The 24937-nt window shown below is 45.8% G+C and carries 25 protein-coding genes and 2 tRNA genes; 5 read left to right on the forward strand and 22 right to left on the reverse strand.

The window, feature by feature from the left end:
- Nucleotides 1-165 precede the first annotated feature (165 nt).
- From G9G54_RS25345 to lpdA, 4 genes are all read right to left on the reverse strand, one after another.
- A complete protein-coding gene (locus G9G54_RS25345) occupies nt 166-1191 on the reverse strand; it encodes an ABC transporter substrate-binding protein (RefSeq protein WP_238807669.1) in 1026 nt (341 codons plus the stop codon).
- Nucleotides 1170-1580, reverse strand: a complete 411-nt coding sequence (locus G9G54_RS25350; RefSeq protein ID WP_238807671.1) for a helix-turn-helix transcriptional regulator — start codon at nt 1578-1580, stop codon at nt 1170-1172. The genes G9G54_RS25345 and G9G54_RS25350 overlap by 22 nt, the downstream gene beginning before the upstream one ends.
- Nucleotides 1550-1990: a hypothetical protein gene (locus G9G54_RS25355; protein ID WP_238807680.1), complete on the reverse strand. Its 441-nt coding sequence runs from the start codon at nt 1988-1990 to the stop codon at nt 1550-1552. The genes G9G54_RS25350 and G9G54_RS25355 overlap by 31 nt, the downstream gene beginning before the upstream one ends.
- Before the next feature lie 121 nt (nt 1991-2111).
- On the reverse strand, nt 2112-3497 hold the full coding sequence (lpdA, locus tag G9G54_RS02850) for a dihydrolipoyl dehydrogenase (RefSeq protein ID WP_165175954.1): 1386 nt from the start codon (nt 3495-3497) through the stop codon (nt 2112-2114).
- A 196-nt stretch (nt 3498-3693) separates the two neighbouring features.
- Here lpdA and G9G54_RS02855 point away from each other — a divergent pair, with 196 nt between their 5' ends.
- On the forward strand, nt 3694-4260 hold the full coding sequence (locus G9G54_RS02855; protein ID WP_023987933.1) for a TetR/AcrR family transcriptional regulator: 567 nt from the start codon (nt 3694-3696) through the stop codon (nt 4258-4260).
- A 143-nt stretch (nt 4261-4403) separates the two neighbouring features.
- On the opposite strand, the gene G9G54_RS02860 is transcribed toward G9G54_RS02855, so the two are convergent.
- Nucleotides 4404-5282 (reverse strand): radical SAM/SPASM domain-containing protein, encoded by an 879-nt coding sequence (locus tag G9G54_RS02860; protein WP_165175956.1) that lies wholly within the window; start codon nt 5280-5282, stop codon nt 4404-4406.
- A gap of 228 nt (nt 5283-5510) precedes the next feature.
- Between G9G54_RS02860 and G9G54_RS02865 the strand changes: the two genes are divergently transcribed.
- From G9G54_RS02865 to G9G54_RS02875, 3 genes are read left to right on the forward strand one after another with little or no spacing between them, the layout of a single operon-like run.
- On the forward strand, nt 5511-6266 hold the full coding sequence (locus tag G9G54_RS02865; RefSeq protein ID WP_165175957.1) for a helix-turn-helix domain-containing protein: 756 nt from the start codon (nt 5511-5513) through the stop codon (nt 6264-6266).
- Nucleotides 6267-6283: 17 nt separating this feature from the next.
- Nucleotides 6284-6934, forward strand: a complete 651-nt coding sequence (locus G9G54_RS02870) for a GNAT family N-acetyltransferase (protein ID WP_165175959.1) — start codon at nt 6284-6286, stop codon at nt 6932-6934.
- Nucleotides 6931-7935 (forward strand): alpha/beta hydrolase family protein, encoded by a 1005-nt coding sequence (locus G9G54_RS02875; RefSeq protein ID WP_165175960.1) that lies wholly within the window; start codon nt 6931-6933, stop codon nt 7933-7935. Before G9G54_RS02870 ends, G9G54_RS02875 begins: the two co-directional genes overlap by 4 nt.
- A gap of 132 nt (nt 7936-8067) precedes the next feature.
- Here the strand turns inward: G9G54_RS02875 and G9G54_RS02880 are convergent.
- The 3 genes from G9G54_RS02880 to nrdR form a co-directional block, all read right to left on the reverse strand.
- Nucleotides 8068-8140, reverse strand: a tRNA-Lys gene (locus G9G54_RS02880).
- Nucleotides 8141-8152: 12 nt separating this feature from the next.
- A tRNA-Ala gene (locus G9G54_RS02885) sits at nt 8153-8228 on the reverse strand.
- Between the two features lie 129 nt (nt 8229-8357).
- The gene (gene nrdR / locus G9G54_RS02890; protein ID WP_013309614.1) at nt 8358-8825 is read right to left on the reverse strand and encodes a transcriptional regulator NrdR; all 468 of its coding nucleotides are present in this window, start codon (nt 8823-8825) and stop codon (nt 8358-8360) included.
- Nucleotides 8826-8930: 105 nt separating this feature from the next.
- Here nrdR and G9G54_RS02895 point away from each other — a divergent pair, with 105 nt between their 5' ends.
- On the forward strand, nt 8931-9155 hold the full coding sequence (locus G9G54_RS02895; RefSeq protein WP_013309613.1) for an alpha/beta-type small acid-soluble spore protein: 225 nt from the start codon (nt 8931-8933) through the stop codon (nt 9153-9155).
- Nucleotides 9156-9272: 117 nt separating this feature from the next.
- Here G9G54_RS02895 and G9G54_RS02900 read toward each other — a convergent pair whose 3' ends face one another.
- From G9G54_RS02900 to icd, 14 genes are all read right to left on the reverse strand, one after another.
- The gene (locus G9G54_RS02900; RefSeq protein WP_023987928.1) at nt 9273-9836 is read right to left on the reverse strand and encodes a lytic transglycosylase domain-containing protein; all 564 of its coding nucleotides are present in this window, start codon (nt 9834-9836) and stop codon (nt 9273-9275) included.
- Complete coding sequence (coaE, locus tag G9G54_RS02905; protein WP_165175962.1) at nt 9833-10429, reverse strand: dephospho-CoA kinase; 597 nt, start codon at nt 10427-10429, stop codon at nt 9833-9835. Before coaE ends, G9G54_RS02900 begins: the two co-directional genes overlap by 4 nt.
- 11 nt (nt 10430-10440) lie before the next feature.
- Nucleotides 10441-11232 (reverse strand): MntP/YtaF family protein, encoded by a 792-nt coding sequence (locus G9G54_RS02910; RefSeq protein ID WP_165175963.1) that lies wholly within the window; start codon nt 11230-11232, stop codon nt 10441-10443.
- A gap of 110 nt (nt 11233-11342) precedes the next feature.
- The gene (gene mutM / locus G9G54_RS02915) at nt 11343-12173 is read right to left on the reverse strand and encodes a DNA-formamidopyrimidine glycosylase (RefSeq protein ID WP_165175965.1); all 831 of its coding nucleotides are present in this window, start codon (nt 12171-12173) and stop codon (nt 11343-11345) included.
- A 71-nt stretch (nt 12174-12244) separates the two neighbouring features.
- On the reverse strand, nt 12245-14899 hold the full coding sequence (gene polA, locus G9G54_RS02920; protein ID WP_165175967.1) for a DNA polymerase I: 2655 nt from the start codon (nt 14897-14899) through the stop codon (nt 12245-12247).
- A gap of 177 nt (nt 14900-15076) precedes the next feature.
- Complete coding sequence (gene phoU / locus G9G54_RS02925; RefSeq protein ID WP_165175968.1) at nt 15077-15736, reverse strand: phosphate signaling complex protein PhoU; 660 nt, start codon at nt 15734-15736, stop codon at nt 15077-15079.
- A 39-nt stretch (nt 15737-15775) separates the two neighbouring features.
- On the reverse strand, nt 15776-16534 hold the full coding sequence (gene pstB, locus G9G54_RS02930) for a phosphate ABC transporter ATP-binding protein PstB (RefSeq protein WP_061828674.1): 759 nt from the start codon (nt 16532-16534) through the stop codon (nt 15776-15778).
- A 127-nt stretch (nt 16535-16661) separates the two neighbouring features.
- The gene (locus G9G54_RS02935) at nt 16662-17786 is read right to left on the reverse strand and encodes a methyl-accepting chemotaxis protein (RefSeq protein WP_165175970.1); all 1125 of its coding nucleotides are present in this window, start codon (nt 17784-17786) and stop codon (nt 16662-16664) included.
- A gap of 159 nt (nt 17787-17945) precedes the next feature.
- Nucleotides 17946-18677, reverse strand: a complete 732-nt coding sequence (locus G9G54_RS02940; RefSeq protein ID WP_013309604.1) for a response regulator transcription factor — start codon at nt 18675-18677, stop codon at nt 17946-17948.
- Nucleotides 18678-18805: 128 nt separating this feature from the next.
- Nucleotides 18806-20608 (reverse strand): two-component system histidine kinase PnpS, encoded by a 1803-nt coding sequence (pnpS, locus tag G9G54_RS02945; protein WP_165175971.1) that lies wholly within the window; start codon nt 20606-20608, stop codon nt 18806-18808.
- Nucleotides 20609-20726: 118 nt separating this feature from the next.
- Nucleotides 20727-21596, reverse strand: coding sequence for an SDR family oxidoreductase (locus G9G54_RS02950; RefSeq protein WP_165175973.1), 870 nt, complete (start codon nt 21594-21596; stop codon nt 20727-20729).
- Nucleotides 21597-21811: 215 nt separating this feature from the next.
- Nucleotides 21812-22228 carry a hypothetical protein gene (locus G9G54_RS02955; protein WP_165175974.1) on the reverse strand — a complete coding sequence of 139 codons (417 nt, stop codon included), beginning with the start codon at nt 22226-22228 and terminating at the stop codon, nt 21812-21814.
- Nucleotides 22229-22546: 318 nt separating this feature from the next.
- Entirely contained in the window at nt 22547-23488 is a 942-nt protein-coding gene (gene mdh / locus G9G54_RS02960; protein WP_165175976.1) for a malate dehydrogenase, read from the reverse strand.
- A gap of 16 nt (nt 23489-23504) precedes the next feature.
- Complete coding sequence (icd, locus tag G9G54_RS02965; protein ID WP_165175977.1) at nt 23505-24800, reverse strand: NADP-dependent isocitrate dehydrogenase; 1296 nt, start codon at nt 24798-24800, stop codon at nt 23505-23507.
- Nucleotides 24801-24937: the final 137 nt, after the last annotated feature.

A 24937-nucleotide genomic window follows, 5' to 3' on the forward strand; every position in this document is an offset into this window, starting at 1 on the left:
GCGCGGTGACGACTACCATAAGCGACTGAGGTGAGAGTGCCTCTGTTGAATTACGACAAAAAAACTGCTAAAACACAGAGGTTCACCCTCGTTTTTAGCAGTTTATTTTTCTATATCATGTGTTTCATCGGTAACGTATTTTGATTTTTATAGCTGTATTCAGCTTTATTTTTTGTGGGCTAATAAGAGATTAACTATCGTATCCGATTGAAGTTCCAATGAATAAGGCTCTTCCATCACAAACTCATCCTCTTTATCGCTGAATGAACCGTACATATAAACCTGTCCTTTTTTTACAGCCGGAAGTCCTTTCCATAGCTCACTATGCAGAATCTGATTAGCCCCTTCATCTTCTGAACCGTTTACAAAGATGTGATCTCCCATATACTCGGGTAAAACCTCAAGTGAAATATTTTCAAAACCTTCTTTCATGTTCAATGCCTTCTTGGTAGGTGGCAGCTTTAGCATCTGATAAATGGTCGGACTTCCGTAATTGCCGCCTTTCGCTGCCAAAACATATATCGATTTATTGGCGACTTGTACAATTGAAACCGTCTCTCCGTCCTTAACGATACCTTGAATTTTCGTTCTGGCCTCTGCAGCTTTCTTCTCGTATTCAGTAATCCACTGCTCGGCTTCTTTCTGCTTGCCAAAGATTTCACTGATTCTACGGAATCTATCCAGCGGTCCCGCTGTAGATTCGCCCTCCCAATACGGCAGGAACACGGTCGTTCCTACCTTTTGGTAGCTGTCGATGTTCTTTTCGATTGAACCGATAATTAAATCCGGTTGCAGAACGGTCAGTTCCTCTAAATCCATAGGAAAATCACCGAGATCCTTGATTCCGGCCAACTTCTCTTTGGGATATCCCGATCGATCAATCCAAGCCTCATTCAGCATATAGCTTCTAACCCCCACCGGAATAATCCCCAGCTTCAAAAGATGCCCCATATACTGATCCGATGCCACTCGTTTCGGGTTTGCAGGTACTTCCACATCGCCTTTTAATGTCTTAACCGTTCTTGTCTGTGCTTGCACTGCCGCTTGTCCATCGCTGTTGGATGATGTCGCTGTATGATTAGTCTTCGTTTGCGATCTTCCAATTGTATTCGTCGGTGCCGAGCAAGCTCCCAGCATCAAAGATAAACACAGCATAATCATCATGGCCGTTATTTTGACTCTTCCGTGCATGAATAAATCCCCTTCCGCAGATACCGATATTGATAATCAATATCAGTATAACGTGTGAAAGATGTCCGCTGAAGGGCAGATTTAAGCATCGTTTGGGGCATATCCTGATCTTGCTTCTGGGCAGGATGCTCCCGCTCCTTTTTGAATCGTACGGGAGATAGTCCCTTATATTTCTTGAAGCTGCAACTTAAAGAATGGGCATCTGGATATCCCACACGCTCTGCGATCTCCTGCAAAGTGGCGTCCGTCTGCATTAGCAGTTCTGCCGCTCGATCTGCTCTTACTTGGCCCAAGTAATGAATCGGACTGGTATGCATTTTATTTTTGAACAACCTGGATAAATGTCCAATACTGCATTCTAGCTCCTCTGCAATGGACTCAAGTGCCATAGGCCGGCTAAAATGCTCACGAATATAGGCTCGTACAGGGGCAGTGGGTAATGAGGTGCGAAAGCATACTGGTTCTGAAAAGGATTTTCCTTTTCCAGCAATTGTGCAATCTCTTTGCGGCTAGGCAGGGCCAACGTTGCCTTGTACAAAATGATGTAATATTCAAGCACCTCTTCCGCCAGGATACTCAGGCACATTCCTTTTCCGCCATGCAGTACATGGAAACGCTCTACCCTGTGAATACTGTTATCCAACCGTACCCGTGCGTTTCCACGAACGGTATACAAGAACGCACTGGCAGGAAGTAAGTAGGTTCGTAGCTCCTCCCCTTCTTCGATCTTCTTATGACGAACATCCATCACCTGTATAAAAACATGATTCCACAGCAAAATGTGATCATTCAACTTCATTGCTTTTGTTCAGCCCCCGATCTAAACCATCCACGTGCCTGCTCACGCTCATATTCAAACTATAATATATTATAGTTGATAATTATTCTCACAGGCAATGAAGTGATTTCATACGGAGCCTCTACTTTGGACGGTCCATTTTTCTAACCGCATTCTCCGCAGCCTCCATGATTACTTCTCCCAATGTAGGATGGGGATGAATGGTTAGAGCTAAGTCTTCTACGGTTGCTCCCATCTCTATAGCCAGAGCAAGCTCGGAAATGAGTGTTGAAGCTTCGACGCCGACGATTTGCGCCCCCAGTACGATCCCCGACCCCTGCTTTGCTACGATTTTGATGTACCCCTCTGCTGCCCTTAGCGCCAATGCTCTGCCGTTAATTGCAAAGGAAGCTCTGCCAATGACAATCGGTAAGGCTTTTTCCTTTGCTTCTGTTTCACTTAGGCCAACACTAGCCAGCTCTGGTTCAGAAAAGACAACCAGCGGCATGGCTTTATAATCCACTTTAGCAGCTTGACCTGCAATCGCTTCTGCCGCAATCTTCGCTTCATAGGAAGCCTTATGGGCAAGGGCTGGACCCTCCGTAATATCTCCAATGGCAAAAATATGCGGAATAGCCGTTCTACACTGCTCGTCTGTCTCGATCAACCCCCTGCTCGTCAGTGGCAAGCCAATGTGCTCCAATCCTAATCTGCCATCCGTATTCGGTTTTCTGCCTACAGTAACTAATACAAACTCAGCGGTGACATGATGCTGCTCTTGATCTTTTGAATAATGCAGCGTAATAGTATCCGTATTCTGCACGACTTTTTCGGCTATCGCCCCAGTTACGATGCTTGCACCATCTGTTTTCAATTGCTTAACAACAGGGGCCACAAGGTCCGTCTCAAATCCCGGCAGCACCCGTTCCCCTCCCTCCAGAATCATTACCTTTGTTCCAAATTTGGCATACATTTGTCCAAGCTCAACGCCAATATATCCACCACCTATCACGATCAGGCTGGACGGAACCGCTGGAAGCGAAAGCGCCTCTGTAGAGGACAAAATACGTCCGCCAAACGGAAATGCTTTCAGCTCGATTGGACGGGAGCCGGTTGCCAATATGGCATACTTAAAGGATATCGTTTGTTCCGCTCCATTTTGATTGATGATGGCTGTATGCCCATCAACCAAACTCGCCTCCCCTTCCAGAATGCTCACACCTGCCGTTTTCATTAAAAAGCCAACTCCGCCTGCCTGCTTATTCACAATCCCCTGTTTGAAAGCCTGAGCATTCACGAATGACATCGCTGCATCTGCCTGATTTACCTGCCTGAGTATCTCATAGCGATGTGCTTCGGCAATCAAAGCTTTGGATGGAATGCAGCCCACATTCGTGCACACTCCACCTAGCTGACTGCGTTCAACAATCGCCGTTTTCATTCCAAGCTGAGAAGAACGCAATGCTGCCACATAACCTCCTGGCCCTGATCCAATGACCAGTGTTTCTACAGATTCATGCTTGCTCATAACTAATACCTCCTGTTAAAATGGCATGATTTAAAATATGATGACTATAATATATTATAGTCATCATATTTTAAAAGCGTCAATAGTCTTGATCAGCCTTTCTGAAGTTGTCGTTATAGGAAGACAAATTGACACGTTTTATTATGATGATTATAATATTTTGAAGTTAGCATTATAAACCCGTGGAGTGATTACAATGCCTTATCCAAAAGGCCATAAGATGAAAGTGCGGAGTAAGATCGTTGAAAGTGCTGCCCAAGCTTTCCGTGCCAACGGTATTCAAGATGTAAGTGTGCCCTTTATTATGAAAGGGGCAGGATTAACTCACGGCGGGTTTTATTCACACTTTGATAACAAAGAACAGCTAGTCGCCGAAGCCTGTCGCTATGCCGTCAGTGATACCCTCGCACTGCTTCAGGAGGCCGTTGACCAAGAAAAGCAAGATCCTAAAATTAATGTTGTCATCGATTACTATTTAAGCACCCATCACCGTGATCGAACAGAAATAGGCTGTATTATTCCTGCCCTTTCCGTAGAAATAGCCCGTTCTTCCGAAGAAATCCGGCAGATATTCACGCAGGAGTTGGAAAGAATGATTACGTTTATCTCCAATTTGGGGGGAATGGATCAGTCCAAGGGCAGTGCATTGTTCAGTAGTATGGTTGGTTCTCTTGTGCTTGCACGTTCTGTTAATGATCCTAAACTGAGTGACAGCCTTCTCTCGGCAGGCAAACAGTATGCCAAAGCGCTGGTTAATAGTTGAATGTAAGTATGTTTTACGTATGCAAAAAATCCGCTAAACACCAAGAAATCCTTGATGTTTAGCGGATTTTTCCTAAGAATCTAAACTCAAAACGGAGGTAACGATTTGTCAGAGATTCGAAGTCTCCACCTGCCAAATCTCCGTTATGTTCCAAATCGTTTGCGGTACCCGCATTTTCGGCATAACTCTTCTACCGCTTCTCTCTTAGAGAACCCGAAGTACAGACGGTTTGCACGCTCCCCTTCCACAATGTCGGAAAAAGATTGTTCATGCACGTTACCTAAATTTATGACGCCTTCTCCATCCAGACAGCAAGGGACCACCGTTCCATCCACCAATACCGCCGCCTGGCTACGGAGTGCATGGCAAAAGCCTTTTCCGTCATCTTCCGGGGCACTGAGGCTCGGCCATTCAAATTCATGGTCTTGATTCAAATAAACGTTTGGTGCGATTTTGACCCCACTGCCTGGTATCACCTTTTCCTCAATCCGATAGTCCAGTCCAAACTCTTGCTCCAGTCGTTCAAGCGTTTCCCGGTTGCGCTGACGCTGCACATTAGTCAGATTATCCTGAGTCAGGTTCCAGAGACGGAACGAAATAATGACATTGTGTTTTACTGCTTCTCTTACAAACGTGAAAATATTACCCAAATATCCTTCTCGATCCACGGAGCCTTCGTGCCCGTCAAAGCTGTGAAGAGAGAAGTTCATCTGACGCAGCGCTGGTTGCCCAAGCAGCTTATGTCCGGTCTTCGGCAGCAAGGTACCATTGGTGGTAATATTGACCTTCAATCCTTTCTCATGAGCACTTTCCAGCAAAAGATCAATTTTCGGATGGAGCAACGGCTCTCCTTTTACATGCAAATAGATGTAATCCGTATGTGGTTTGACCTGATCAAGCACATTTCGAAAGATTTCCGGATCAATAAATTTTTTGACACGCTGTGTTTGAGGACAAAAACTGCATGCGAGATTGCAAATGCTCGTTATCTCAATGTATACCTTTTTAAAAGTTTTCAACATGATTTCCCCATTCTAACCTTCATCCTGAGCATCTTGTTTATGCTCACTAATCTTATGATTATAACGGGTTATCACCGTCAGGTAAACTCTCCAGCCTCCCCTTGGTATGGGCATCAAATGCTCGACACCTACGCCTATCCAAAATTTGATTTGATATTTTCTATTGACCCTAGGTCTGACCTAAGGTTTATAGTGGAGTTATTCAACTATCAGTAAGGAGTCCTGTCATTGAAAGAACACATTACGATCAGTCAGCTTGCTCAGCTCATGAATGTATCTGTACATCAACTGCGATATTTTGAAGAAAAGGGAATCCTGTATCCATCACATACAGAAGAAAATCAATATCGGATGTACGGGATTCATGAGATTTATCAGCTTTCGCATATTTTATTGTTACGCAAATTAAATGTCCCTGTCGGTCAGATTCAAGAATGTATGACTTCCTATGCTGCCGATGACTATAACCAGCTTTTAGAGCATTCGTTGCAGAAGGTACAAGCTGAAATAGCTAACTTGAAGATGCATGAACAGTTTATTCACAAAGTGCTAGAAGAACATGATAGCCTGACTCAGCGAAATGATGAATATCAGGTCAAACGATTAGGTCCCCGTCATTTAAAGCTATGGTTTGCATTGGAGAATGGTCAAGAGCTCACTGCCGGAAACTTATTTGAACACCACCCTGCCCCACCTCGATTATTTGAAAATGACCTGCATTACTTGTCTGATGCCGGACAGGTGAAGCTGTGTTATGAAACGGTGGATGTGGCTGACTATATTCTGGAAGAAGGAAACTATCTTTATAAGCATCTTTCCGTCATTGAAGAGCCTGAGATTGATTATGAAATTAAACAAATGGAACGATATGTAGCTCATCACCAATATAACTGCCAAAGCAAGATTGTTCTAGTAGAAAAATCTTATCTTTCGATGTTCGACAACAACAAGCTGCAATACGAAATTCAGGTTAAAGTAGAATAAATCTTGGAGGGCGTTACATGAGTGCAAAATCCTTTGACATTGTTGCATACCAGAAACAAGACCATGAAGCCGTTTGCAGTCTTTTAGTCGAATCGTTTAAAACAAAATTCCAATCTCTTGTTACACTGGAGGATCAAGCTATACAGCAGTTGTTAATGCAGGTTTGGGTTCAAAATCCTTATTCTTCATCTATGAAACAATTTGTAGCCAAAGAGAACGAAGATGTTGTCGGTGTTCTTTCCCTCAAATGGAAGGCCCCCTCCTCTTCACTTCCTGAAACAAACCCCATTTCTTTAGCTCCGCTCCTAAAACAGTTTGGTTGCTTCAATGTATTTAAATTTTTGACAGGTATGCATGCGCTGGAGTATACCCCCGTTGCAAATGAATGTTACATTGATCATTTGGCGATTCGTTCAAGTCATCGTAACCAGGGAATAGGACGCCGTCTTCTAGCTTTCGCACAGCAATTTATGGTTGAATCTGGGTTTCATGCATTGACGCTTCATGTAGCGCATAAGAACCAAGGGGCTATCCATTTGTATCACAAACTGGCGTTTGAAGTAGAACAATCCAAATATAATGGGTTACGGCATTTTTGGTTCAAGGAGCCTGTATGGCATCTGATGAGTTGGAAAGAGAACCTGCATTCGAGGAGAGAACACCATTGAAAAAAACATTTAAGCTTACTTTTGGTATTGCGGCAGCTCTAGCTGTTGCCTTGATACTCATTGTTCTATATCAAAATTCCTACAAGATGACAGAAGAAAAAATACAAATCACGACACCTAAAGGGCTGTTAACGGGTACATTAGCTTTGCCTAAGGGTTACTCGGGAAAGGTTGGATTAGTTGTTTTTGTGCATGGGGATGGTCCTATTAATGACACATATGATGATGGATACAAACCACTGTGGGAAAAGTTCGCCTCCAAGGGTTATGCCTCCCTGTCATTGAATAAGCCCGGTATTAATAGTGCCCCTGGCAATTGGCTGGATCAAAGCATGGAGGACCGCGCACAGGAGATCCGATATGCAATAGACTGGGCGAGAACCTTGCCGATGATTGATACGCAAAAAATCGGCCTATGGGGAGCCAGTCAAGCAGGATGGGTCATTCCGAAGATCGTTAAAGAGGAACATGATATTGCATTCAGCATCCTTGTATCGCCTGCCGTGAACTGGATTTCCCAAGGACAATTTAATACCAGAAAAGAAATGGAGCAAGAAGGAGCTACTCCGCAAGAAATTCAAAAGACATTGAACTACGATCAAGAGATTCTACAGTTACTGAAAAAACATGCTTCTTATGAAGAATACCTAAGCATAGCGGATCCTGACGATATGATGTCCAAAGAAAGATGGAGCTTTATAGGCAAAAACTTTCGGTCTGATTCCACCAAAGAATTAAGTCACTTCCATTCTCCTGTACTCTTGGTTCTGGCTGGCAAAGATATTAATGTTGATGTACAGGATACCGAGCGAGTCTACCGCCAGAAAATACCCGCAGAGCTGCTGTCCGTGATTCATTTACCTGAAGCCGACCATTCCATGATGGATGAAAAAATTGCGCGTTCAAAATCTCTAACTTTTTTAACAGCCGTATTCGCCCCAAGAAAATTGGTGAATGACGAGTATCTCAAAATCCTTGCCGATTATGTCAATCAGCGTTAAACAAGGATGTTCTTTTTTGCCATACTTCTTTTGAATATGCTAATGAAAATCCCATAACTGTTCTCGGTTAGACTGGGAATAGATCTATAAACAACAAAAAAACGGCATCTCTGCCGTTTTTTTTCTAAAGAATGGACTCTCAGGGACTCGAACCCTGGACCAATTGATTAAGAGTCAACTGCTCTACCAACTGAGCTAAGAGTCCATAATAAAAGTTTGGTGGAGCCTAGGGGGATCGAACCCCTGACCTCATCGCTGCCAGCGATGCGCTCTCCCAGCTGAGCTAAGGCCCCATCGCAAGTAAGTTAATCAACGTTTCAAGCGACTTCTATATCATATAAAATTTTTATTCCTGTGTCAATACTTTTATAAAAAAATATAATCATCTTCCCACTTTGTCCCAAGAAAGATACAGTCAGCGATCAGTCGCTGGCTGTATCTTTAGATAATAGTGTTTTCAGTTCCTTCATAAACATATTGATGTCTTTAAACTGACGATAGACGGACGCAAAACGTACGTAGGCGACTTCATCCACTGGGTAAAGCTGTTCCATGACCAGCTCACCGATCTGCTGGCTATCCACTTCTGTGGCTGCTGTGTTGCGGATAGCATTCTCTACCTGGGATACGATCATATCCAGTTGCTCGACGGATACTGGGCGCTTCTCGCAGGCCCGAATGAGACCGCGCAGCATTTTATCACGACTAAATTCTTCACGGCTGCCGTCTTTTTTGATGACCATGAGCGGGGTTTCCTCCACCATTTCAAAGGTGGTAAAACGCCTGGCACACTGTTCACATTCACGGCGGCGACGGATGGACTTATTATCATTCGCAGGTCGCGAATCCAACACTTTCGTGCCATTGTAGGCACAATACGGACACTTCATAATCTCACCACTTTCTTTTTCCAATAAATTCCCGAAGATTTTTAGTAATAATTTTGTCGAAACGGATCATAATATGTTTACCACATCGCGAGGAGGTGAACAACAATGGCACAAGGAAACAATGGCAACTCCAACAATCTGGTAGTCAGCAGATCCTCCGGCGCTCTGGAGCAAATGAAATATGAAATCGCTCAAGAGCTGGGTATCAGCATTCCTCAAGATGGATACCAAGGTAACATGACTTCCTATGAGAACGGTTCGATCGGGGGCTACATCACAAAACGCCTCGTAACGATCGCCGAACAACAATTGGCAGGTCAATACCAATAATCGCGGTAATAATGCAGAAATAACAAGATAAAGTGTATGGATGGGCTGCTAAAAACAGCCTGTCCTGCGCTTTTTTCATTTTAAAGCGAAAAGTCAATCATGTCATTAACTTGCCATTTAAAAATCATTATAAATTTTCGTGTATTGCCTGTAGTAATAAATGACCCGCTGTACATAATGTCGTGTCTCACCAAAAGGGATTTGCTTAATGGACTCTTCTTTTCCATCCCACACTCCCTTATCCAGCCACTCCTGAACTTTCCCTGGCCCTGCATTGTAAGCAGCTACGATTGCTACAGGATTATCCTGAAACTTCATGGATAGGTTATGCAAATACCAGGTTCCCAGCTCAATATTGGTGCCAGGCTCGTGCTTGACACTGTCCAGCGGAACCTTTTGAATCTGGGCGCTGTCCATAATCCAATTTGCCGTATTCGGCATAATCTGCATCAGGCCCAGTGCCCCCTTATGCGACTGCTTGCTGGTTTTAAAATTGGTTTCTACACGGATAATAGACGCCACCAAAAATGGGTCCACTTCATACGTTTGTGAATACTGCCGAATCTCATCCTTATATTGAATTGGATAGAACCAGGACATCCAATTTGAATTAAGGAACAGGATCAGGACAAACCCGACAAACAAAGTGAGCAGGACTCTTTTCTTTCGCAAAATATTCATGCAAGTCCCTTCCGCTGCCAAAATTGATCAATTTGTCGCTTCGTCTCAGTCTGTGTTCCGCTATTATCGATAACGATATCGGCCAAGCTTTTCTTTTGTTCAATATCCATTTGTGCGGACAGCCTAAGTCCAGCTTGCTCCTCCGTCAGACCGTCTCTGAGCATCAGACGCTGGAGCTGAATATCACGTGGTACGTACACAACCATAATTTCCTCGTACAAGCTCTCCAGCCCGGACTCGTACAGTAACGGGATATCTGCCAAAACAAGCTTGTCCGGCTGTTCCCGTTCATATGCTTCCATGCGCATACGCATTTCCTCACGAATAGCAGGATGTGTAATATCGTTAAGTACCTGCCGCTGGGCAGGGTCTCCGAATACAATCTCACCCAGTTTTTTGCGGTGCAGGGTTCCGTCATTGTTCACTATAGCTTGTCCAAAATGCTGTATGACCGCCGCCAGCACCGGATGCCCCGGAAGCATGACTTCCCGGGCAATGGCATCTGCGTCGATCAGCAGCGCACCTTTGGCGACCAAAAGAGCCGACACGGTGCTTTTTCCGGTAGCAATACCTCCGGTTAATCCGATATTCATGCTCTTTCACCTCATAACAGCTTCAATATGCCCATCATAATCAGTATTAATGCCGGCAATACACCCAGCGCCTTCATAAATCGAAATGCTGATAGAAAGAAGCCTGCCTTCATCCCTGCAATCAAAAATGTTCCACTGAATAACGTAATAGCCAGCGCAGTAGACAGTGGCTGAAAACCAAGCATAGCTGCCCCGAGTCCCGCTCCGAACGCATCGACCGATAATGCAATGCCCAGCCAAACCGCTTCGGTAGCAGATATACTGCCGGAACGGTCCATATCCGCAGCAGACGGACTTCGAAGAATCCGAATAACAAGTCCCCATTTGCGGAACTCCAGAGAAAATAGCGTTCGCTCCTGCTGCTCCACAGAAGCTTCTGCCGACAGATCTTTTCTTGAGCTAAGGAAAGACTCTGTATCATCACCCTCTATACACTTCTTCTCTCCAAGAACAGATCTGCTCACTGGATCAGTTTGTTCTGTAAGAAGCAGCCGCCGAGAGGCTTCCGCTGAATCCTCTGGCGAATCCTCTTTGCGGTGCAGAGCTTGAATCAAAGAGTAACAGCCGATACAGATCAGGATGACAGCGCCGAAAACGGTCGTATATACAGGAGACAGAACATGAGATAGTAATGCGCCCAATTGCATGGATATGCCGATCACCAAACCTGAACATATGGAGATGATAGCAATCGACAACAGTGGAATTTTCATTTTGCGCAGTCCATATGTAACACCGACTCCGAAACTATCCAAACTTAGCGCAAATGCCAGTAACAGCAGGGCTCCCCAATGATTAGCCACTCCAATTCCCTCCCATTGCGAAGGCAAGGCCTTATAACAACCGAACCCTCCGCAGTATTGGTACTTGGAACAATATATGAGAGGGATGGGCTTGGGGTGACTGTGCCTGTTTAGCGCAAAGGCTGGCAGACCGGACAATGATGTGTGCCACGTCCGGCTACGACAGATTTTTCGATCAATGTGCCACAGTTAACGCAAGGCTTCGCGTTACGTCCATAGATTTGCAATTGATGCTGGAAGTCGCCCGTTTTACCCTGTCCATTAACGAACGATTTAATGGACGAGCCTCCAACCTGAATCGACGCACCCAGCGTGGAGACAATAGCTTCATGCAAGACATGAAATTGGCTATCCGTTAGGCTTTTGGCTGGCTGTGCTGGATGAATCCCCGCCTTAAACAACGATTCATCTACATAAATATTCCCGATGCCCACCACATATGACTGGTTTAGCAGCGCTGCCTTGGTCGAAGTCGAACGAGTTCCAACAGCAGCACGCAGCATTTCCGGTGTAAAGGCCTCGTCCATCGGCTCCAAACCAAGCTTGTTCAGCGGTTTTTCCAGCAAATCCTGTCCTGCCGGAAATAAGTGCATCGTGCCAAACTGGCGCACATCCTGATAACGCAGCTCCGTACCATCTTTAAAATGAAAGATGACATGGGTATGCTTTTCCACAGGATCATGTTGCGAATATAATCCATATCGCCCTTCCATTCGAAGATGGGAAACCAGCACCAGCCCATCCAGCAAAATCCGCAGAAACTTTCCGCGTCTCTCCACCCCTGTAATCCGGTGATCGGCCAATTCCATCGCAAAAGCGTGGATATCATCGGGCCGTTGAATGATCCGCGGCAAATTAACGGTGACATGATCTATATGTTTATCAACGATAAGCTCGTTTAGCGTTCGTTTAATTGTTTCTACTTCCGGTAATTCCGGCATGATGTCTTCACCTCACCCTATATTATAACGGAAGCAGCGTCAAATTGGGACTATCTACTCATTGAAATATCTTACTTGGACTCATACCAATTGCTGCCATAGCTTACTTCGGCTTTGAGCGGCACAGCCAGCTTTAATGCAGCTTCCATGGTAGCCGGGACAAGCTCTTTCATCGTTTCCATTTCCTCAGGCGGAACCTCGAACACAAGCTCATCATGTACTTGGAGCAGCATTCTGCTGCGAAGTTTACGTTCACGTAAGGCCTCATCCATCTGTACCATCGCCAACTTGATAATATCGGCTGCGGTACCTTGAATCGGCGTATTCATCGCTGTACGCTCAGCGAATGAACGCAGGTTGAAATTGCTGGCGTTAATCTCCGGCAAATAGCGTCTGCGTTCCAACAGCGTTTTTACGTAGCCGTCCCGCTTCGCATCCTTCACAATATCATCCATGTAACGGCGAACGCCTTGGAACACATCAAAATACTGGTCGATAAAGCGAGCCGCTTCCTTCCGCGTAATATTCAAATTTTGTGACAGACCATAATCACTGATCCCGTAGACAATCCCAAAGTTGACTGCCTTCGCAGAACGCCGCATATTGGAGTCCACATCTTCCGCTGCTACACCGAACACATCGGATGCGGTCTTGGTGTGAATGTCCATATCGTGGACAAAGGCTTCCTTCAAACGTTCATCATCCGAAATATCAGCCAGCACCCGCAGCTCGATTTGTGAGTAGTCTGCCGCCAAAATAGACCAGCCCGGTTCGGACGGAACAAATACTTTGCGGATTTTGCGACCTTCTTCGAGACGAATCGGAATGTTTTGCAAATTTGGAAATTGACTACTCAAGCGTCCAGTTGCTGCAACCGTCTGCCGGAAATACGTATGCACCTTACCCGTTTTCTCCGAAATTTCTTTAAGCAATCCTTCAACATACGTCGATTGGAGTTTGGCAATAGTACGGTACTGTAAAATGTTTTGTACAATATCATGATAGGGGGCCAGCTTTTCCAGTACCTCCGCATCGGTCGAGTACCCCGTTTTCGTCTTTTTAATGACAGGCAAACCCAGTTTATCAAACAAAATCTCACCCAACTGCTTGGGCGAATTCAGATTGAACTCTACTCCAGCAATGCTGTAGATCTCGTTCACCAACGTTGCGATCTGGGCTTCAAATTCTTTACCCAAAGCGCGCAGTTCCTCTACGTTCACCAAAATGCCCTGCTTCTCCATATCCGCCAAAATGCGGGACAACGGCATCTCCAGCTCATGAAACAGCTTGTGCATTTCCGTTTTCTCCAGCTCAGCCTGCTGCACAGGCACCAAAGCTTCAATCACCGCTGCCTTACGCGCCACATGATCGGACAGTACATCCACGTCAGGAACTTTATATTTAGCCCCTTTACCGAACACTTCTTCGTCAGGACGGATCGAAGACAAGCTATACTTGGCTGCCAATCCGCTCAATGTCTGGTTGGCATCGGTCGGGTCCAGCAAGTACCCTGCCAATTGCACATCAAACTCGGCACCTGCAAACTCAATTCCATGCCAGTGTAAAGCCAAATCCGTACGATGCAGATCATGACCGCGTTTTTTGCGTTCAGGGTCAGCAAGCCAATCGCGAATAGGTGTAGCTGCATCGCTTTGCAGTACATCCAGTATCATAAAAAACTGCTGTCCCGTTGCGGCAAATATCAGACCTACGATGTCAGCATGATGCGGATTATCACCATGCGTTTCAACATGCAGCACATCCACATGATCCAACACTTCTACCAATTCGCTAATCCGCTGCTCATCCAGCACTGTTACGTCAGCCGCGGCTTCCTCTACGTCTACCCCAGTACTGCCAACCTCACCTGAAAAAGATAAACGCTCCAGCAAGGACTTGAACTCCAGCTTCGCCAGAGCTGGCCCAGCCGTTTCTGCTTGCAGCCCGCCGAAGACCACATCTTCCAGCTGCTTGTCCAACGTTACATCCCGGTAAATGGTCGCCAAATCTTTGCTCATTCGCGCATCATCAGCATGTGTCTCCACGCGTTCTTTCATTTTGCCCTTCAGCTCATTTGTGTGCGCCAGTACTTCTTCGACTGAACCATACTGATGCAGCAGCTTGAGCGCTGTTTTTTCACCTACGCCAGGAATACCAGGAATATTGTCCGACGTATCGCCCATCAGGCCCTTAAGATCAATAATTTGCAGCGGCTTCAGGCCATATCGTTCCTGAATTTGCTCAGGTCCATACGTCTCCACCTCAGTAACCCCTTTGCGAGTCAAGCCGACTGTGACATGGTCTGAAGCCAATTGAAGCATATCCTTGTCCCCGGTCACGACTAGCACATTGAAGCCGGCTTCGTCCGCTGTCTTGGAAAGGGTGCCTATAATATCGTCCGCCTCATAGCCATCCAATTCAAACTGGGCAATGCCGAAAGCGGTCAATAGCTCTTTCAGCAACGGAAATTGCTGAGACAGCTCTGGCGGGGTTTTCTCCCGTCCACCTTTGTAATCCTCGTATCCTTTATGGCGAAACGTTATTTTACCGGCATCGAAGGCAACCAGAATATGTGTTGGTTTGTGCTCCTCCAAGAGCCGCAATAACATCGTCGTAAATCCATACACCGCGTTCGTCTGCTGCCCGCTCGAATTTGTTAACGGTGGCATAGCAAAAAACGCCCGGTAAATGATACTGTTGCCATCTATAAGCATGAGTTTATCCATTTAGCACCTCGCAAGTTCATCAATGCATTCGTAACGTTCTTACGTTTTACGCATTCCTCTTCCTATCTTAACATACAAGACTCCTTTTTCAGAAAAAAACGGCTGCTTCTTAACCAAATTTGCCTTTTGCTCAAAGACAAGTCTGGGTCAGAAACAACCGCTATATACCTGAAAGCTCTACTGGTTCAAATCTGGTCTCTCCCCTGTCACGAGATATACAGTGCTTTCACCGATATTCGTAGCATGGTCACCAATTCGTTCAATGTATCGTCCTACAAGTAGTTGCAGCATGGCTTGTGAAGCCTCTGCCGGCTTTTCTACCATAAAGGCGTACAGATCGCTGATCATGTGGCTATACATGGAATCCACACGATCATCCTCTTTGGCCATTTTGTAGGCCAGATCTGTATTTTCATCCAAATAGGATTTGATCGCATCATCTATCATTTCTTTAACAATGGAAGCCATGTGCGGAATATCCACCAGCGGCTTAATGATCTGTTGCCCTTCCAAGCGAAGTGTCACCTTGGCAATATCAAGCGCCAAATCGCCCATTCGTTCCAGATCACTGGAAATTTTAAATGCAACAATGATCCGGCGCAAATCCTTCGCTACCGGCTGTTGGGTAATAATGAGCTTGGAACCCATATCGAGAATACTCTCTTCCAGCGTATTGAGGGATGCATCATTTTTGACCACCTGCTGAGCCAATTCTGTATTTTTGGTCTGCAAACATTCAATGGCCTGATCGAGCGCCTTCGAAACGTGTGCACCCATTTCGCGCAGTACGGCTCTCAGTTCATCTAACCCTTCATCAAAACCTTTTCTACGTATCATTTCGAAGTCACCCCTTCTGGCATATTTATCTGGTAGGCTTTAGCCAAATCGCCCTGAAATATAATCTTCCGTACGTGAATCTTGCGGCGTGGAAAACATCGTCTGTGTGTCCGCCGCTTCCACCACAACACCATTCAAAAAGAACGCAGTTCGACCGGACACACGCGCTGCCTGATGCATGTTATGCGTCACCATGACAATGGTATACGTGTCTCGCAATTCCTGAACCAGTTCTTCAATTTTCATCGTGGAGATTGGATCCAGCGCAGATGTCGCCTCGTCCATAAGCAAAATATCTGGCTGTACAGCAAGCGCCCGGGCAATGCACAACCGTTGCTGTTGTCCACCGGACAAGCTCAGAGCAGAACGCTTCAGAAAGTCCTTGACCTCTTCCCAGAGTGCCGCTTGCCGCAGGCTTTGCTCGACCAATTCGTCCAACTTGTCCTTTTGCCGAATTCCATGCAGACGCGGGCCGTAGGCCACGTTATCATAAATCGATTTGGGAAATGGGTTAGGCTGTTGAAAAACCATTCCCACCTGCTTACGCAGAGTTTCTACTTCCATAGTATCGCCGTATATATCCTGACCTGCGATACTCACAGTGCCTTCAATACGCGTTCCCGGTATCATGTCATTCATCCGGTTCAGCGTACGCAGCAGGGTTGATTTGCCGCAGCCGGACGGGCCGATAAAGGCAGTTACCGTTTTTTCAGGAATATCGAGGTTTATATGTTTCAGCGCGTGAAATTTCTCGTAATATAAATTCAGCTTATCGATCCGAATTACGGAATCATTCATGGATTTATGATCTCCTTCGTGTTGCAGTTATGATCCTCAAGCATTGCACCTGATTTGCACAATATGAAGATTATATAAGCTGTGTGTAAACTTAGTGTGGTGGATTTGTTAACGGTATGTAAAATGATCAAGAACTTAGCATGAGCTCAAGCTCCTGCGCAATTTCGGCTGCATTCAAAGCCGCTTCCTCTGCGGAACGGGACATTTCACTGTTTTTAGCTTCAATTTCATCGACAGCCTGCAGTAGTTTGGCAAAAGTTTGTGTTCCGGCAGATATATATTGAGAGCCTGTATGAATCTGCTGCATACTCGTATCCGTCAGTTCAGCGGTGTCACGCAGCATTTGCTCGATATGGGTGAGTAAGCCTGTAATCTGTGTGGAAAAGGCTTTCGTCTGGAGTGACATATTCCGCACCTCCTGAGACACAATCTGGAAGCCTCGTCCGTGTTCGCCAGCATGTGCCGCTTCAATGGACGCGTTGATCGCCAGCAGTCCGCTGTGATCTGCCAATGCACGAATGGAAGAGGCCATGCCCGCAATGTCATTCAGCGATTGGGTCAACGCCGTCATCTGCTCATGCTGGCGCTTCATTTGCTCCGTGACTGCACGATAGGAGAGCAAAACATCCTCCAGTTCTACTTTGCCACGGCGGGATAATTCACTCATTGAGCGGGTTAGCCGCACACTGTCATCGGCCTCTTTAGCTGCATCCAGCACAGTGAGCTGAATACGCTGGACTCCGTCATAGCTATGCCGAATCACATCGCCCCGCTCTTCGTCTGCTTCTCTTTGCATTCGCTGCACGACGGACAGGATATCACGAATCGTGAGTACGCCGAGTAACCGTGTTCCTTCCTTAATCAACACACAATCGTAAAAACGCTGATCTTCGCGCAGCATCGCCAGTTCCACAATATCCGATGCTCGGCTTTTCAGTTCCACAATTAATGTATCGGGGTCGGCAAATATGGCCGCAGGCTTGTCATAGAACAACGCCGCAGCAAATCTGCCCGTAAAATGGCGATTGTACGCATCTCTCATAATAATGCCCAGTGGAAGGTCATTTTTATCCACAACAATAACACAAGGTATACCTTCCTGTGTTTTCATTAGTGCTAACAGTTCTTTACAAGTCATATCCGTACCAATGATCGGAACCTCCCGGCATGGCACATAGGTAGTAATCGGCTTGTATGCTTCACGTTCAATCACGGCAGTGGAACTCGGCTGGGTCTTTGGTTCCGTTATCATCGTTCTGAAGTCCCCTTTTTTTAACTACTTGGAGTGACGGGAACATCATATCGGTCATTTGTTGATTCTAGCGTCTATTTTTGTTAATGAAATGTAAAATCACGAAATGGACACAAAAGTCTTCCCCCACCACCCTGAACAAAGAAAAACGCTCCTCATTTATAATAAATGAGAAGCGCTTCTTTTTTTATTTACAACCAGCTTGTACCCCACTCCACGGATCGAATCGATATGAACCGAGTCGGGATCAAGCTCCAGTTTTTTACGTAAGGAACTGACGTGCACATCCACGGTCCGTTGACCGCCAATGTAGTCAAACCCCCAAACAGCATTCATCAGATCATCCCGGGTCAGGACTACACCCGGCTTGCGGGACAAATAAAGAAGTACCTCAAATTCCTTTGGTCTGAGGCTGATGGACTGACCTCCAAGAATGACTTCATATTTTTCAGGGTAAATCTCCAGCTCGCCCAATTGAATTTTGGAGCTATCTTTCTGATCAGACAGCACTCCTTCATCCCCGCCGGAAGTTCTTCGCAGCACAGCCGTTACACGGGCCAACAGCTCAGAAACGCCAAAAGGCTTCGTGATGTAATCATCCGCACCCGACTTCAGCCCTTGGACAACCTCGGCTTCGCCGTTTTTGGCGGTTAAAATAATGATCGGCGTTGTCAGCCCCTGATGGCGAAGTCTGCTCAGAATGTCCAGTCCGTTCATTCCCGGCAGCATCAAATCCAGCAGGATCAAATCGTAGGACTCTCTGGAGGCTTTTTCAAAACCGGCACTGCCATGATCCTCCGTGTCCACTTCGAAGCCTTCTTGTATCAAATTGTAGGATAGCAATCTGGCAAGCGTTGGTTCATCCTCAATAACCAGCAAGCGTTGTCCCATAAATAACTTCATCTCCTGTTTACCTGTTAAAGGCGCATTGGTCAAAATCCTGAAACCTTTTTCATACTCATGCGACACCCGTTTATTTTATCACGGCATTGTTAACAGAATGTAAAAAATGTTCTAGTTCATTCTTCCTGTTGCAATAGCGGTAATTCAACTGTAAATGTGGTACCCAATCCAAGCTCACTTTCCACCGAAAGGGTGCCATGATGCAAATCGACCAAGTGTTTGACGATCGACAATCCCAGTCCCGTTCCGCCAGAGTTGCGCGAGCGTCCTTTGTCCACCCGGTAAAAGCGTTCAAAGATACGTGGCAGGTCCTTCTTTGGAATTCCAATACCTGTATCACTGACTGTAAATACGACCTTTTCCGTGTCATTCTCCCGCTGTACCGTTAAAACCTTAATCTTTACCTTGCCACCATCAAGTGTATAGTTGATGCCATTAGACAAAAGGTTCAGGAAAATCTGCTGAAGCTTATCTTCATCTGCCTCCATAAACAGCTCATCCGGGATATCCATATGCAGCGTAATTCTTTTTTTGGCAGCTACATTGTTCAGTTTTTCCAGCAATGATTCTATGAACGACGAAACGTGCACTGGCGAACAATCCAGCGGGGAACGCTTGGATTCAATTTTAGATAACTCCAGAATGTCACCGATCAGTCGATTCAATCGTTCGCTTTCATCATATATAATTTGCAAAAATGAACGGGCCGTCTCCTCATCTTTAACCCCGCCACCGAGTAACGTCTCGGCAAAACCCTTGACTGCGGCAATTGGTGTTTTTAGCTCATGAGAAACGTTTGCCACAAATTCGCTCCGCATATTTTCCAACCGTCGAATAGCCGTAATATCCTGTAAAAGGAACAGCATCCCCCGGTATCCGCCTTCATCCTCATGCATCGGGACACCATCCAGCAACACGAGTCTTTCCTCGGGATTGTACAAATGAACCTCACCATGCAGCCTCTCTCGGCTTTGTATGCTGCCCTCAATTAGCTTTGTGAGCTCATAGTGCTTCTTCAGCTCATGATACGGCTTGTCAGTCACCCGTTTACCCACGACACCAAGCATTCGCTCAGACTCACGGTTTACAAGCGCAATACACTCACTTGCATCAATCATTAGAATCCCGCCTGTCATATTACTCATGACGCTCTGGAGTAGATCCTCATTGTCACGTATCGTTTTCATTTGGTTTTGGAGACTGTCAGCCATACGATTAATGGCTTCACCCAGTTGCCCTACTTCGTCCCGGCGCTGCACACCAACCCTTGCGTCATAATCCAGTCCTGAAATGCGGTTGGCTACCCCTGTAATATGCTCAATAGGCGAGGTCAGACTGCGGGCAATACGATAGCTCACCAATCCAGCAGCAAGGAACAGCAACACGAGTCCAATCCCGATGGCCGTCCAGCCGCGCCGTACTCCCTCCTCCACCGCTTTCAGACTCATGGACAAACGGATATATCCGTCAAAGCCCTTGTCCGATACAACCGGCTCTGCAACGTATAGCATGTTCCGCTGCAAGGTTTCACTGTAACGAATCGTGCGTCCGATTCCCTCTGTTGAGGCTTGCTGAATTTCTTCACGAGATGCGTGGTTTTCCATCTTACGCGGATCGCTTAACGAATCGCCAACCACCGTCCCGTCCTTGCGAATGAAGGTCACCCGCGATTCCGTCAGACGGGCAATTTCCTTCGCCTTTTGAGAATAATAAGAGACATAATCCGTACTGGACAGGGCATCTGCATTAACAAAAGGGAATGTAGCGCGAAGCAGGTCGATCTCCCGTCCCATGTTCTCCTCTAGCACCTTCATATTCGAATTTTTAAAAATTTGTCCCATCGTGATTCCAGCAGCAAGGACAGATACGCCAATCAAAATCAGCATGATCAGGGTAAGCCTGAAACGAAACGATTTCATAAGATATGCCCATCCTTTATGTAAGTTAAGTTCATTCTACAGGCTACCTGCATTATGTTCCACTGTGAAAAGAAAAAAGGCTGGAGCGTAATACTGCCCCAACCTTTTCCTTATCCTCTTACCCGTTTACAACTTCTCCGCCATTGATATGAATAACCTGCCCGCTAACATAAGACGAATCGTCTGAAGCAAGGTACACATAAGCTGGCGCCAATTCTTCCGGCTGACCCGGGCGCTTCATAGGCTGTGCTCCACCAAATTCGCTGACCGTCTTGGCATCAAATGTAGATGGGATTAACGGCGTCCAGATCGGCCCTGGTGCTACAGCGTTCACCCGAATACCTTGATCGGCCAAATTAAGTGAAAGGGAACGAGTAAAGGATGTGATTGCCCCTTTGGTCGATGAATAATCAATGAGTGTCTTGTTCCCAGCGTACGCGGTAATCGATGTTGTATTGACGATTGTGCTCCCTTTCTTCAAATGCGGCAATGCTGCTTGCGTCAGGAAGAACATACCGAAAATATTCGTACGGAACGTGCGCTCCAACTGTTCTTTGGTGATATCCTCCAGCTTTTGTTGTGGATGTTGCTCTGCCGCATTGTTCACGACAATGTCGAGCTTACCCAACTCGTTAACCGTCTGTTGAACCGCTTTTTTGGCAAATTGGTCATCTCCGATATCGCCAGGAATCAATACGCATTTGCGTCCCTCCTGCTCTACCTGACGTTTTGTTTCTTCCGCATCCTTATGCTCATTCAAGTAGATGATAGCTACGTCCGCACCTTCTTTGGCATACGTGACAGCTACAGCCCGTCCAATTCCACTGTCCCCACCAGTAATAAGTGCAACTTTACCTGTTAGCTTGCCAGCGGCTTTGTAAGTTGGTTTTTCAAATTGGGGTGCAGGCGACATTTTGGACTCAATCCCCGGTTGCTGGTCCTGATGCTGCGGGGGCAAAGTTTGCTGAGGTTGATTACTTTTAGGCATTGTACATTCTCCCTTCAAAATCAGATATTTTTTAGGATGCAACATTTGCATCCACTCTACTCCTGATTTACCACACAAAGTTATTCGTTAAACGAAAAAAGAAAAATGTAGTGATTTGAGTGCACAAAAAACGGCCTATGCTTATTTCAGCACAGACCGTTTTTTCAATTTAGAATTTGTCATCATTCGATTATAGACTCTCACCAAATACATAATTAAATAATATGGCTGTATACCATTAAAAACGTAATTAATATCAGGAAGACGGCAAGCAGCGTACTGAACATTCGCATTTTGCCAGCGTATTGCGTAATAGGCTGTTGGCTACGAATCGCTTCCAGCGACAGCCGTAACGGCTTACCCATGGCTCCCGCGATACCAGAAATGGCGAGAAACAACAGCAAAACGACAACGATCCATGCTACCGAATAAGAATTCCAGGCAAAAATCATATAGATACCGCTAACAAGCACTAGGATCAGTGCAAATTGAGCTAAACGGTTCAAAAGCTGAACAGCCGATATCGTTCCCTCCTGCACGCTAGGAGCCAATTTGTCGATTTTGGCCACAACGAAGGGGAGCAATAAATAAAAACCCATCGCCAGTGATCCAATAATGTGAATAAAAAACATTCTTTACAACCTCCATTTCTTTGTTTTCTCACAAACTCTTTTTCCATAGAACGATCATATTCCAACGAATGACTACCATCTTTACAGTGTTTTGGGACATGCTTTTCTATGTCAGGATTTTGCAAAATTTCTCATGAAACTATCAATGCATATGAACTCTATTATACTGGGGAAATGAATCAAAGCAAAGGAATAAGGAAGAAAGCGAATAGATTCCTTATATTCCGTTTAAAAGTAAAAGAGGTGTCCGGTGGCCATGACTATGGCTTGGGAACACCTCTTCAAGTAAAAGTATACCGATTTAGTAGAAAATTGAATCTATACGGTAACTATTTTAATCACATTGCGGACCGATTCGGCGGATTGATCGAGCGCTGCTTTTTCTTCGGCTGTCAATTCCAACTCGAACACTTTTTCGATACCATTACCGCCAAGAAGTGTCGGTACACCAAGGAATAAATCCTGATAGCCGTACTCTCCCTCCAGATAGGCGATGACCGGGATAATCCGTTTTTTATCTTTTACAATCGCTTCTGTCATCTGTGCAAGCGAAGCTGCCGGTGCATAATATGCGCTACCATTACCCAACAGATTGACGATCTCACCGCCACCACCGCGTGTCCGTTGTACGATCGCTTCGATACGTTCCTGCGAAATCAGGGTTTCGATAGGTATACCTCCAACGCTGGAATAGCGTACCAGGGGCACCATATCATCACCGTGACCACCCATAACGAAGCCGCGTACGTCTTCGACGGAAACGTTCAGTTCTTGTGCAATAAAGGTACAATATCGTGCTGTATCCAGCACACCTGATTGGCCAATAACCCGATTTTTCGGGAACCCAAGCGTTTGGTAGGCAGTATAGGTCATAGCATCTACCGGATTACTCAGAATAATGACGATAGAATCCGGCGCATACTTCTTCACGTTCTCACAAACGGATTTTACAATTCCTGCGTTCGTATTTACCAAATCATCACGGCTCATACCCGGCTTGCGTGCAATCCCGGCTGTAATAATGACGATATCCGAGTTAGCTGCATCCTCGTAACTGGAAGTGCCCGTGATCTGGCTGTCAAATCCCTGTACCGGACCGGCCTCCAAAATATCAAGCGCCTTGCCTTTGGTCGGATTCTCTAGTTGCGGAATATCGATCAGTACGATATCACCTAGCTCCTTTTGAGCCAGCAGCAATGCGGTAGTGGCACCGGTAAAACCGGCGCCAACAATGGATATTTTTTTACGTTGAATGGACAAGTGGTATTCCCCTTCCTTACAGGTTACTAATAATGGTATCTGCGAACTCGGAGCATTTCACTTGTGTAGCACCATCCATCAGACGAGCAAAGTCATAAGTTACAATCTTCTTATTAATGGACGTCTCCAGCCCTTTGTAAATCAGGTCAGCCGCTTCTTGCCAACCCAAGTGTTCAAGCAACATTACGCCCGACAGAATTACGGAACCAGGGTTCACTACGTCTTTGTCGGCGTATTTTGGAGCTGTACCATGTGTAGCTTCAAAGATAGCATGCCCTGTTACATAGTTAATGTTTGCACCTGGCGCAATACCAATTCCACCAACTTGGGCAGCAAGAGCATCGGACAGATAGTCCCCGTTCAGGTTGAGCGTAGCAATCACATCAAATTCAGAAGGACGAGTCAGTACTTGCTGAAGTGCAATATCAGCAATCGCATCCTTGATAATGATTTTGCCTGCATCTTCAGCTGCTTTTTGAGCTGCATTCGCCGCATCCTCACCGTCTTTTTCCTTGATTACATCATATTGGGCCCAAGTAAATACTTTATCTGCAAATTCTTCCTCAGCCACTTCATAACCCCAGTTTTTGAAGGCACCCTCGGTAAATTTCATAATGTTACCTTTGTGTACGAGCGTTACACTCTTGCGTCCGTGGTCAACAGCATACTGAATGGCAGCCCGTACCAGACGCTTTGAACCCTCGGAAGAAACTGGCTTAATGCCAATACCAGAGGTTTCAGGGAAACGGATTTTGTTCACACCCAGCTCTTGTTGGAGGAACTGAATAACCTTTTTCACGTCTTCGGACCCTTCAGCATACTCGATCCCCGCGTAAATATCTTCTGTGTTCTCACGGAAAATAACCATGTCTACCAATTCAGGACGTTTCACTGGAGAAGGAACACCGTTAAAATAACGAACAGGACGCAGACATACGTATAAATCCAGTTCTTGCCGCAATGCCACATTCAACGAACGGATACCACCGCCAATAGGTGTCGTAAGTGGACCTTTGATGGCTACAATATACTCACGGATGGCTTCCAAAGTATCGTTAGGGAGCCATTCGCCGTATGTATTGAAAGCTTTCTCACCAGCGAATACTTCATACCAGGCAATCTTTTTGCTGCCGTTATATGCTTTTTCTACAGCTGCGTCCAGTACGCGCTTGGAAGCTTTCCAGATATCGCGGCCCGTACCGTCACCTTCGATAAACGGAATTACCGGATGGTTCGGAACCCGTAGTTGACCGTTATCAATCGTAATTTTTTCGCCTTCAGTTGGGAGCTCAAACTTTTCAAATTTCGCCATAAGTTCCTTTTCCTCCTCAGATATGAATGGGTACAGGACGAAAGACATGATCTTTATCACAGACAAAAACGTACATCTCTCGTCGTCCCCTCTATTGTACCTTATTTTTTAAATTCAGGGTATACAACCTCAATCTT

Origin of the sequence: Paenibacillus sp. EKM212P (assembly GCF_011066115.1) — a bacterium.
In the GTDB taxonomy this organism is placed as follows: Bacteria; Bacillota; Bacilli; order Paenibacillales; family Paenibacillaceae; genus Paenibacillus; species Paenibacillus polymyxa_B.